The sequence below is a fragment of the Variovorax sp. P1_H12_2 genome, assembly GCF_056405335.1.
In genome coordinates, this window is sequence record NZ_JBFUCI010000197.1 from 1 (window position 1) to 11,057 (window position 11,057).

Here is an 11,057-nt window from a genome sequence, read left to right on the forward strand (position 1 = left end):
GCGCATCCGGATTCGACCTGACGCAGCTGGACCGCAGCATCGCCATGGTCGGCAGCCGAAATCCCACGACCCAGGGCACGCAGAACGCTCGTGCGTTCGCGCGCGCGTTCGGCGAGGCCGGGATTCCCGTGGTCTCGGGCCTGGCCCTCGGGATCGACGGGGCGGCCCATGAAGGCGCGCTCGAGACCGGGGGCCCGGAGCGGCCGGCCACGGTGGCGGTGGTGGGCACCGGACTCGATCGCGTCTACCCCGCCCGGCATCGCGAGCTGGCCCATCGGATCGCCGCGCACGGCTTGATCGTGAGCGAGTACCCGCTGGGTACGCCGCCGCTGAACCAGAACTTCCCGAAGCGCAACCGCATCATTGCCGGGCTCACGCGCGGCACGCTGGTGGTCGAGGCCGCGCTGCGCTCCGGGTCGTTGATCACGGCCCGGCTCGCGGCCGAGCAGGGGCGCGAGGTGTTCGCCATCCCGGGTTCGATCCATTCGCCGCACTCGCGCGGCTGCCATGAACTGATCCGCCAGGGGGCCAAGCTGGTCGAATCGGTCGGCGATGTGCTGGAAGAGCTGCGCTTCGATGGCGGCCCCACGCCGCCATCGCCCGCCGCCGCGGACGATGCGACGGAACCCGCGCTGCTGCGCGAACTCGGGTTCGACCCGGTCAGCCTCGATGCGCTGTGCGCCCGCACCGGCTTCAGCCCGGCCACGCTGCAGGCGCAATTGCTCGAACTCGAGCTGGCAGGCCGTGTCGCCCGCCTGCCGGGCGGCCTGTTCCAGCGCATCGCGCTCGGCTGACCCACAGCCTGCGTCGTGTCGATGCAACTTTCGACGGGCAACGCCCGGAGTGGGCTATATTGAACCCATGTTCGAAGTGCTCGTGTATGTCTACGAAAACTACTGGCGCGGCGATGCCTGCCCGGAACCCGAGCAGCTGGGGCGCAAGCTCAGCGCCCAGGGCTTCGATGCGGAAGAGATCCGCGAGGCGCTGCACTGGCTCGACGGCCTGAGCCTGGCGACCCGGGGCGTGCAGCTCAGCCGCCACGCCGACGGCATCAGCGCCACCGTGCTGCCGGGCGTCGCAGCCGATGCCGCGATGGCGCAGTCGGCCGATGCGATGCGCGTCTACTCGACCTCCGAACAGGAACACATCGGCGCCGAATGCCTGGGCTTCATCAGCTTCCTCGAATCCGCGGGTGTGCTGCCGGCCGGCATGCGCGAGATCGTGGTCGAACGCGCCATGGCGACGCCGGGCGAGCCGCTGGCACTCGACGAGCTCAAGATCATCGTGCTGATGGTGCACTGGAGCACCGGTGTCGAACCCGACGCCTTGGTGCTCGACGAGCTCTGCGACGATGCGACGCTTCGCGTCGCGCACTAGGCTCGCCCCCAGGTCGGGCTCACTTCGTGTAGCCCKCCCACCCCCTRCCGGGGGCGCAGTCAGCGGCCCGGCAAAGCCGGTTCCGCGACTGCCCACSAACGGGCGGGCGCTGCGCGCCGCCGGAGAACAAGCGCGGCGCCTCTCTTCAATCGGCCGGCGCAGCCAGGCCCGTTGATGAAACACCGCGGATCTGGCTTTGCCAGGCCGCTGGTGTTGCCCCCGGTAGGGGGTGGGCGCCCGGACACGAAGTGCCGGGCAACCTGGGGGCGAGCTAGTTCAGAAGCCGTTCTGGGTTGGCGTCGAGCTTGGCCAGCGCTTCGCGCGTGGCGCGCACCGTGAGCGTTTCCTCTTCGGCCGGCACCAGCAGGCCGGCCTGCAGGTAGGACGCCAGGCGACCGACCTGGATCAGGAAGCTGTGGCCGTCGCTCGAAGCGAACAGGTGCAGCTGCTTGCGGTCGCTGCGCCAGACGAACTGGACCTGGCTCACGCGGTCATTGTGGTCGAGCATGAACCAGGTGCCGACCTGGAGTTCGTGCGCCCAAGCGAGCATGTCCTCGCTGACCTTGGTGCCGGTGTCGGGCACCACCTCGATCGAGGCCGCATCGACGCCGAGCAGCAACTCGATGCTCGCGGCATCGAGCGGCAGGTCGGTGGTGCCTTCGTCGGAGACGAAATCCTCCAGGTTGGCCAGGCGCTTGGCCATGGCCTCGATCTTGGCCGGCGGGATCGCCTCGGTCTTCGACAGGAAGGCATCGGACAGGGTCGCGCCGATGATCTTGATGTGCGCCTCCTGCGGCTCACCCACGATGCCCAGCAGCGTCATGCCCTGGCGCAGCCGCTGCAACAGCTTCGGCAGGTCCTGGATCACGCGGGTGCGGTCGTTGCGGTTGGGCTTGGCGCTGGCCGCCCAGACCAGGTCGGAGGCCGCCCGTTTGAGGGTCACGGTCTGCTCGTCCTGGGCGCCATAGCGCAGGGCGGCGATCGCCAGCACCTCGGCCCAGACCTTGAACAGGAACTCGCGAATCTCTTCCCGTACCGGCATGTCGTTGAGCATCTTGCGCAACTCGATGGTGTACTGGATCGCCATCGTCTCCTTCTGCTCGACCTGCTGCGCCACGCTCATCACCCGCTGGGTGGTGTCGCTCTGCGTCAGGTACTTGTTGAGGAAGGCGACGAATTCGTCGAATACCAGCTTGAACACGCGCTGGCCGGTTTCAGGGTACTGCTCGATCACCTGGACCACGCGGCGGATCTCGCCCTCGAGCGCGCTGCCCGAAATCGCGGCCGCATCGAAGCCCATCACGCACGAACCCATGCGGTCGATCAGCATGCGCGCCGGGTGCTGCAGGGTGCCGAAGAATTCCGGCTCGGCGATGGCCACGCGCAGCACCGGCATCTGCAGGCGCGCGAACCAGACCCGGGCCGAGAACGGGATCCGCTCCTCGGCCAGGATGGCCTGGAACATCAGCGCCACGATCTCGACCGTGGCCTTGTCGGCCGTGGTGGGCGCCTTCTTCTTGAGTTCACTGGTGCGCCGGCGCAGTTCGGCCGAGGCATGGTGGATGGCCGTGGCCTCCTCGCCGACCACGTACTGCGAGGCCGCGATCTGGTAGGCCGCCTCGGCGTCCGCGATCGCTGCCGCGAAGCCCGGCGCACCGCCGCCCATGCCGCCCCCGCCGCCCGCCATCTCGCCGCCGCCGTTCAGGCGGGGCTGAGTGATGTCGCCGCCGATGCGCGCGGTCACGAAGCGCTTGAGATTGAGCAGCACGCCCTGCGCTCGCTGGCGCGCCATCAGCAGCGGCGAGCCGCCGGTGGCGACCTGGGTATCGCCGCCGGCCTGCCCGGGTCCGCCAGCTCCTCGCCCGACGCCGATCGCTGCCGGCGCGAAGCTGCCCGCCGGGGCCCCGAAGCCACCCGCCTGCGGTTGCCCGGAGATGCCCATCGACGCGCTGCCGCCGTGGCTACCCGCGAAACTGCCGCCCAGCGGCGCAGTGCCCGAGCTCACCGATCCGGTGCGACGGACGAAGCTCTTGAGGTCGATCTCGGCCATCACGTCCTTGCCGACCAGGAAGGCGTTGGCATCCTTGTAGGCCTGGACCACCACCTCGACCATGTGCTGCTGCACCTGGTCCTGAACCTTGTTCCAGATGCCGCGGTTCAGACCAGTGGCGAGCCACTGGTCGACCAGCACCCTGGCCAGCGCCTCGGGCTTGAGGATGTCCTTCGCGCTCAGCTCGTGGGTTCCTTCCAGATGCTGGATGCGCAGCCGCAGGTCGCTGAGTTCGAAACTGGCCTTGTCCTGGATCGACTGCGCGAGCCGCGACGACAGGATGCTGGTCTCGACCACTTCGTCGCCGATCAGTTCGAGGTGCGACAGCGAATTGGAGCTCGGCCCTTCGGCCGTGCTGGCGGCCAGCGCCTTGCGCCAAGCCGACTGCGAACGCGACACCCAGTCGGCGCCGTGGGTCTGGAAGGCCAGCAAGCCGTCGCGGTTCTCCTGCATCTCGCGCGCGTTGCCGGTCTGCGAGGCCAGGACCGCCAGCCGTTCGAGGACCGCATGCCCGACCGGCGCGATCAGCGGCTCGGTGGCGGCGACGAAACGCTCGCGCGTCTCGCGGGAGAGTTGGAGGGAAGCTGCATGGGACCGCGTGGTCATGGATGGTCGGGACGGCAATTATTTCGATTCGGCAAACTTCGAGCTTGCATCGGGAAGCGTAACCGCACAAGGGCCCGCCATGCTCGGCAACCCCAAAGCCGGGCTCACACGGTGGCGCCGGCGTTGGGGTCGTTCGGATCGCCGTCGCGCTTGACCGGTCCCTTGACCAGGTCCTCGCGCTTGACGCCCAGCCACATCGCGATGGACGCCGCCACGAAGGCCGACGAATAGATGCCGAAGCAGATCCCGATGGTCAGGGCCAGCGCGAAATAGTGCAGCGTCGGGCCACCAAAGAAGAACATCGACAGCACCACCAGCTGGGTCGAGCCGTGGGTGATGATGGTCCGGCTGATGGTCGAGGTGATCGCGCTGTCGATCACCTCGGGGGTGCTGAGCTTGCGATAGCGGCGGAAGTTCTCGCGCACGCGGTCGAAGATCACCACCGACTCGTTGACCGAGTAGCCCAGCACCGCCAGCACCGCCGCCAGCACCGCCAGCGAGAACTCCCACTGGAAGAAGGCGAAGAAGCCCAGGATGATGACCACGTCGTGCAGGTTGGCCAGCACGGTGGCCAGCGCAAATTTCCATTCGAAGCGGAAAGCCAGGTAGATCATGATGCCGACCACCACCATGCCCAGCGCCTTGAGGCCGTTGGTGGTCAGCTCCTCGCCGACCTGCGGGCCGACGAACTCGTTGCCGCGCAGGGTCGCCGTCGGGTCGACCGCCTGAAGCGCCGCCATGACCTGTTCGCTCTGCTGGGCCGAGGTCTGGCCCTTCTGCACCGGCAGGCGGATCTGGACGTCGCGCGAGGTGCCGAAGTTCTGAACCTGCACGTCCTGGTAGCCGAGCTTGGAGATAGTCTCGCGTACGCGGCCGATGTCGACCGACTGCTGGGAGGCGACTTCCATCACCGTGCCACCGGTGAACTCCACCGACAGGTGCAGTCCGCGGTGGAACAGGAAGAAGACCGCCAGCGCGAAGGTGATGAAGGACACCGCGTTCAGCACCAGCGCGTGGCGCATGAACGGGATCGTCCTGTGGATCCGGAAGAATTCCATTTGTCGTGTCTCTTATTTCGCGTCGGCCACGGTGGTGGCGTCCGGCTTCCAGACGGTGCCGATCGACACCGTCTTGAGCTTCTTCTTGCTGCCGTACCAGAAGTTCACCAGGCCGCGCGAGAAGAACACGGCCGAGAACATCGAGGTGACGATACCGATGCAATGCACCACCGCGAAACCGCGGATCGGGCCGGAGCCGAAGGCCAGCAGCGCGACACCGGCAATCAGCGTCGTGACGTTGGAGTCGAGGATGGTGCCCCAGGCGCGCTCGTAGCCGGCATGGATGGCGGCCTGCGGCGAGGCGCCGCTGCGCAGTTCCTCGCGGATGCGCTCGTTGATCAGCACGTTGGAGTCGATCGCCACGCCGATGGCCAGCGCCATGGCGGCAATGCCGGGCAGCGTCAGCGTGGCCTGCAGCATCGAGAGGATCGCCACCAGCAGCAGCAAGTTGACCGCCAGCGCGATCGACGAGAAGACGCCGAACAACGCGTAATAGAGGCACATGAACACCATGATCGCGGCGAAGCCGTACATCACGCTGTCGAAGCCCTTCTTGATGTTGTCGGCACCCAGGCTCGGGCCGATGGTGCGTTCCTGGATGATCTCCATCGGCGCGGCCAGCGAACCGGCGCGCAGCAGCAGCGCGAGGTCGTTGGCCTCGACCACGCTCATCGAGCCGGAGATCTGGAAGCGGTTGCCGAGCTCGCCGTTGATCGACGGGGCCGTGAGCACCTCGCCCTTGCCCTTCTCGAAGATCAGCATCGCCATGCGCTTCTTGAAGTTCTCGCGGCTGACGTCGCGCATGATGCGGCCGCCCTTGGCGTCCATGGTCAGGTCGACCTTGGGCTGCTGGGTCTGCGAATCGAAGCCGGGCTGGGCATCGGTGAGGTTCTCGCCGGTCACCAGCACCTGCTTCTTGACGATCACCGAGCGGCCCTGGCGGTCGAGGAATTTCTCGGAGCCGAAGGGCACCGGACCGGTGCCCATCTCCGCGGCGCGGCCTTCGGTGCTTTCGTCGACCAGGCGCATCTCGAGCGTGGCGGTACGGCCCAGGATGTCCTTGGCCTTGGCCGTGTCCTGCACGCCGGGCAGCTGGACCACGATGCGGTCCAGGCCCTGCTGCTGGATCACCGGCTCGGCCACGCCGAGCTCGTTGATCCGGTTGTGCAGCGTGGTGATGTTCTGCTTCAGGGCAGCGTCCTGCAGCCGGCGCGCGGCCTCGGGCTTGATCGAGGCGACGAGCTTGAAGTCGGTGCCTTCCTGGCTCTCGACCCCTGTCAGGTCCGGGAACTGGTCCTGCAGCAGGCCCTTGGCGGCATCCAGTCCGGCGGCATCGCGGAAGCGCATCTCGATGGTCTGGCCGTTGCGGCTGACCGCGCTGCCGCGCACGCTCTTGTCGCGCAATGCGGTGCGCAGGTCGCTGGCGAAGGATTCGGCCCGCTTGTCGATGGCCCCCTTCATGTCGACCTGGAGCAGGAAATCGACGCCGCCGCGCAGGTCGAGGCCCAGGTACATCGGGAAGGCGTGCAGGGCGGTGAGCCAGCTCGGGGAGCGCGATACGAGGTTCAGCGCCACCGTGTAGGGCGGATCGCTCGGGTCGGGCACCAGCGCGCGCTGCATCACGTCGCGCGCCTTCAATTGGTCGTCGGTGGTGGCGAAGCGCGCCCGCACCGAGGTGGCGTCGAGCGTCAGCAGGTCGGGCACCAGCGAGGCGGCCTTGAGCGCCTCAGCCACCCGGGCCTGTGTGCCGGCATCGACCTTGACGGTCGATTTGGCCGACGACACCTGCACCGCAGGCGCCTCGCCGAAGAAATTGGGCAGGGCGTAGACAAGCCCCACAAGCAGCACGATCACGATGATCGCGTACTTCCAGACCGGGTAACGGTTCATCGATTCAACCTTCAGGGCGCGCGGAGTCCGGCGCCCGCGTCGTTGTGGCTCTACTTACTTGATCGCGCCCTTGGGCAGCACCTGGACCACGGCGCTGCGCTGGATCTGGACTTCGACGCCCTTGGCGATCTCGACCGTCAGGTATTGCTCGCCGATCTGGGTGATCTTGCCGAGCATGCCGCCGGAGGTGGCGACCTCGTCACCCTTGGCGAGGGCTTCGATCATGGCGCGCGCTTCCTTCTGGCGCTTCATCTGCGGGCGGATCATGACGAAGTAGAGGACCACGAACATCAACACCAGCGGCAGCATGCTGCCGAGCGAGGACATCATGTCGCCGCCCCCGGCAGCGGGCGCGGTCTGGGCAAAAGCAGAAGAAATGAACAAGGAAGTCTCCAACAGGGGAAAGGAAGAGGAGCGCCGGCCCTCGCTTGCATGAGGTTCCGTCGCATCCGCGGCCGCACCCGGCGGCCACGCAGCGCGGAGCCAGGGCCGCGCACAGCACCGAGCATTGTATTCGGCCGTCGGCAGGCCGGCCCGGCCTAAGCCGGGGCGGCGTTCAGGGGCTTTTTCCGGGGGTCCTGACGGCGCGCAAGCCTCAAGCCGCGACACGGGCGGCGCGCGGATCGCGCCACTTGGCCAGCAACTCGGCCCAGCGCACCCGCGCGGCGGCCAGGTTGCGTTCCCTGACATGGCCGTAACCGCGGATCTGCTCGGGCAGGCCGGCGATCGCCAGCGCGGTGTCGTGATTGGCCGCACTCAACCCGGCGAGCACCTCCTCGATGCTGGCCCGGTATTCGCCGATCAGGGCGCGTTCGGTCTTGCGCTCCTCGGTGCGGCCGAAGATGTCGAGTGCCGTGCCGCGCAGGCCCTTGAGCTTCGCCAGCACCCTGAAGCCGGTGAGCATCCACGGTCCGAACTTCTGCTTCTGCAGTTCGCCCTTGGCGTTCTTCTTCGCGATGATGGGCGGCGCGAGGTGATAGTTGAGCTTGAAGTCGCCCTCGAACATGCCTTCGACCCGGTCGAGGAAGCTGCGGTCGGTGTGCAGCCGCGCCACTTCGTACTCGTCCTTGTAGGCCATCAGCTTGAACAGGAAGCGCGCCACGGACTCGGTCAGGCTGGTCTTGCCCAGCGCCGACTCGGCCTGCCGCACCTTGGCGACGAAGGCCTTGTAGTCGTCGGCGTAGGCCGCGTTCTGGTAACCGGTCAGGAATTCGGCGCGGCGCGCCACCAGCGCGTCGACCGTCTCGCGCTTCTTGAACTCGATGACCTGGCCCGGCTGCACGCGTTTTTGCAGTTCGGCCGGCCGCTCTGCGGCCTGGCGACCCCATTCGAAGGCCGCCTTGTTGTTGTCGACCGCCACCGCGTTGAGCTCGATCGCCCGCATCAGCGATTCGAGCGCCAGCGGGACCCAGCCCTTTTGCCAGGCGTAGCCCAGGATCATCGGGTTGACATAGATGCTGTCGCCCATCAGCGAGGTCGCCGCCGCATCGGCATCGAAGGCACCGACAGCGTCGACGCCGACGGCGCGCGCGATCTCGGCCGCGCAGGCCTCCTGCGGGTTCTGCCAGTTGGCGTTGCGCACGAAGGCGGCCGTCGGGCTGCTGTGGCTGTTGAGCGCCACGTGGGTGCGGCCCTCACGCATGCGCGCCAGGCTCTCGGCATTGACGCTGACCAGCGGGTCGCAGGCCAGGATCAGGTCGGCCGCGGCGGTGCCGACGCGGGTGGTGCGAATGGCGTCCTGCGTCTCGCCGATCAGCACGTGGCTCCAGGTGGCGCCCCCCTTCTGGGCCAGGCCGGCCGCGTCCTGGGTGACGATACCCTTGCCCTCGATGTGCGCCGCCATGCCCAGCAGCTGACCGATGGTGATGACGCCGGTGCCGCCGACGCCCGCCACCACGATGCCCCACACCTGGTCGCCCGCGAGCGAAGGCAGCGCCGGCTCGGAGAGCGCGCCCAGATCGGCCGGCGTCGCGCCCTTGTTCTTCGCCTTCTTCTTGAGCTGGCCGCCTTCGACCGTGACGAAGCTCGGGCAGAAGCCCTTGAGGCAGCTCATGTCCTTGTTGCAGGTGCTCTGGTTGATGGTGCGCTTGCGGCCGAACTCGGTCTCCAGCGGCTCCACCGACAGGCAGTTGCTCTGCACGCTGCAGTCGCCGCAGCCTTCGCAGACCAGTTCGTTGATGACCACGCGCTTGGCCGGATCGACCGCCGTGCCCCGCTTGCGGCGGCGCCGCTTCTCGGTCGCGCAGGTCTGGTCGTAGATGATGGCCGTCGTGCCCTTGATTTCACGGAACTCGCGCTGGATCTCGTCCAGGTCGTCGCGGTGCCGCACCTTGACGTTGTCGCCGGGAACACTGACGCCTTCGTACTTCTCGGGCTCGTCGGTGACGACGACGACCTTGACCGCGCCTTCGGCATGCAGGCTCTCTGCGATCTGCAGCACCGAATGGCCCTCGGGCCGCTCGCCGACCTGCTGGCCGCCGGTCATCGCGACGGCGTCGTTGTAGAGGATCTTGTAGGTGATGTTGACGCCGGCCGCGATGCTCTGGCGGATCGCCAGCAGGCCGCTGTGGAAGTAGGTGCCGTCGCCGAGGTTGGCGAAGATGTGCTGGTCGGTGGTGAACGGCTGCTGGCCGACCCATGGCACGCCCTCGCCGCCCATCTGCGTGAAGCCGATGGTCGAGCGGTCCATCCAGGTCGCCATGAAGTGGCAGCCGATGCCGCCCAGCGCGCGCGAGCCCTCGGGCACCACGGTGCTGGTGTTGTGCGGGCAGCCCGAGCAGAACCAGGGCTGGCGCGCCGCGTCCGAGACGCCGATCACCTGCGGCGCGGCCATCGCGCGCTCCTTGGCTTCGAGGATCGCGAGCTGGGCGTCGATGCGCGCGGCCATGTCGGCGCCCGCGGCGGCCAGCAGGCCGGTCTTCTTGAGGCGCAGGGCGATCGCCTTGGCGATCAGCGCCGGATTCAGGTCGGCGTTGGCGCGCAACAGCTCGTGCGCGCTCGGGTTGGGCATCGACCATTCGCCGCCGGAGTAGCCCTCGGCCGCGTGGACCTCGCCTTCGTCGAACTTGCCGACCACGTTGGGCCGCACGTCCGGGCGCCAGTTGTAGAGCTCTTCCTTGAGCTGGTACTCGATGACCTGGCGCTTTTCCTCGACCACCAGGATTTCCTGCAGGCCGGTCGCGAAGGCGCGCGTGAGCTGGGCTTCGAGCGGCCAGACCACCGCCACCTTGTGCAGCCGGATGCCGAGCTGCCGGCAGGCCGCGTCGTCCAGGCCGAGGTCGATCAGCGCCTGGCGGGTGTCGTTGAAGGCCTTGCCGCTGGCCATGATGCCGAAGCGGTCGTTCGGGCCCTCGATCACGTTGTGGTTCAGGCGGTTGGCGCGGATATAGGCCAGCGCGGCGTACCACTTGTAGTGCATCAGCCGCGCTTCCTGCTCGAGCGCATGGTCGGGCCAGCGGATGTGCAGGCCGCCGGGGGGCATCTGGAAGTCGGTCGGGATGACGATCTCGACGCGCTCGGGGTCGATCATCGCGGTGGCGCTGGATTCGACGATTTCCTGGATCGTCTTCATGCCCGACCAGATGCCGGCGAAGCGGCTCATCGCGAAGGCATGGATGCCGAGGTCGAGGATTTCCTGCACGTTGGCCGGGAAGAACACCGGCGTGCCGCAGGCCTTGAAGATGTGGTCGCTCTGGTGCGCCGCGGTCGAACTCTTCGAGATGTGGTCGTCGCCGGCCACCGCGATCACGCCGCCGAACTCGGTCGTGCCGGCCATGTTGGCGTGCTTGAAGACGTCCGAGCAGCGGTCCACCCCCGGGCCCTTGCCGTACCAGATGCCGAAGACGCCGTCGAACTTGTTGGTGCCCGCGGGAGAGAAGCCCAGTTGCTGGGTGCCCCATAGCGCGGTGGCCGCGAGTTCTTCGTTGACCCCGGGCTGGAAGACGATGTTCTGTTCCTTCAGGAACTTGCTGGCCTTCCAGAGCGCCTGGTCGTAGCCGCCGAGCGGGGAGCCRCGGTAGCCGCTGATGAAGCCGGCGGTGTTCTTGCCCTGCTGCTGGTCGCGCAGGCGCTGCAGC

7 protein-coding genes are annotated in these 11,057 nt (G+C 67.8%); 2 read left to right on the plus strand and 5 right to left on the minus strand.

What is annotated here, in order from left to right:
* Both dprA and AC1D2K_RS19465 read left to right on the plus strand, forming a co-directional pair.
* On the plus strand, window positions 1-794 hold a 794-nt coding region (dprA, locus tag AC1D2K_RS19460), incomplete at its 5' end, for a DNA-processing protein DprA (protein WP_478090474.1).
* Window positions 795-861: 67 nt separating this feature from the next.
* Window positions 862-1,377 (plus strand): Smg family protein, encoded by a 516-nt coding sequence (locus AC1D2K_RS19465; protein WP_478090475.1) that lies wholly within the window; start codon window positions 862-864, stop codon window positions 1,375-1,377.
* A gap of 271 nt (window positions 1,378-1,648) precedes the next feature.
* On the opposite strand, the gene AC1D2K_RS19470 is transcribed toward AC1D2K_RS19465, so the two are convergent.
* The 5 genes from AC1D2K_RS19470 to AC1D2K_RS19490 all read right to left on the minus strand — a co-directional run.
* Window positions 1,649-4,033: a DUF1631 family protein gene (locus AC1D2K_RS19470; RefSeq protein ID WP_478090476.1), complete on the minus strand. Its 2,385-nt coding sequence runs from the start codon at window positions 4,031-4,033 to the stop codon at window positions 1,649-1,651.
* 104 nt (window positions 4,034-4,137) lie between these two features.
* On the minus strand, window positions 4,138-5,091 hold the full coding sequence (secF, locus tag AC1D2K_RS19475) for a protein translocase subunit SecF (RefSeq protein ID WP_478090477.1): 954 nt from the start codon (window positions 5,089-5,091) through the stop codon (window positions 4,138-4,140).
* 12 nt (window positions 5,092-5,103) lie between these two features.
* Entirely contained in the window at window positions 5,104-6,981 is a 1,878-nt protein-coding gene (gene secD, locus AC1D2K_RS19480; RefSeq protein ID WP_478090478.1) for a protein translocase subunit SecD, read from the minus strand.
* Between the two features lie 54 nt (window positions 6,982-7,035).
* Window positions 7,036-7,365 carry a preprotein translocase subunit YajC gene (gene yajC, locus AC1D2K_RS19485; protein ID WP_478090479.1) on the minus strand — a complete coding sequence of 110 codons (330 nt, stop codon included), beginning with the start codon at window positions 7,363-7,365 and terminating at the stop codon, window positions 7,036-7,038.
* Window positions 7,366-7,576: 211 nt separating this feature from the next.
* Window positions 7,577-11,057 (minus strand): indolepyruvate ferredoxin oxidoreductase family protein (locus AC1D2K_RS19490; RefSeq protein ID WP_478090480.1); only part of this gene is annotated, 3,481 nt, incomplete at its 5' end.